We start from the raw sequence: 493 nt of genomic DNA, 5'->3' as shown, positions 1-493 counted from the left end.
GGCTTGTAGTACATAGATAAGCCTACAAACGTAGGCTTATCTAAAATCTGCTTTTTCTGAACTCGCTTCTCCATTAAACTGTCTGACCTTTTTGCAGATCCAAGAGAACACCATGCAACGCGATTACACTTTAACTTGCTTAAACAACATGCCTCGTGAAGAACTAGAAGAATTTAGTTTAAGAATGATTCATCGCCTTGTCCCTGAAGATGCAATGACGGAACTGTTTACGTTCGAACAGGAAGAAGTGACCAATGAAGAGCGTATGCAATCAGCGAAGTTTGATGCGATGCTGCGAATGACAGCAATCGCGCTGAGTGAAGTGAATCTTGCGTTTAGTGAGTCGGATAACTCACAGCAAAACATCGAGCGCATGACTCGACTGTTGCTTTGGCACTTCTATGCAATGTCGTTCAACCTTGAACAAGCGATCAGCCTTGAAACTCACTGTGACAAAGTCGAGAAGATTTTGTTGAAAGCACCGACAGAAGCA

General features: G+C 43.0%; 1 protein-coding gene. It reads left to right on the top strand.

The window, feature by feature from the left end:
- Nucleotides 1-112: 112 nt before the first annotated feature.
- Nucleotides 113-493, top strand: a 381-nt coding sequence (locus AB4653_RS26795) for an exoribonuclease R (protein ID WP_372105747.1), incomplete at its 3' end; no start/stop codon positions are given.

Source organism: Vibrio sp. 10N.222.48.A3, from assembly GCF_041475345.1.
In the GTDB taxonomy this organism is placed as follows: domain Bacteria; phylum Pseudomonadota; class Gammaproteobacteria; order Enterobacterales; family Vibrionaceae; genus Vibrio; species Vibrio tasmaniensis_A.
Note: the sequence above shows the minus strand (reverse complement) of the source record. Positions and strands in the feature narration are given on the sequence as shown.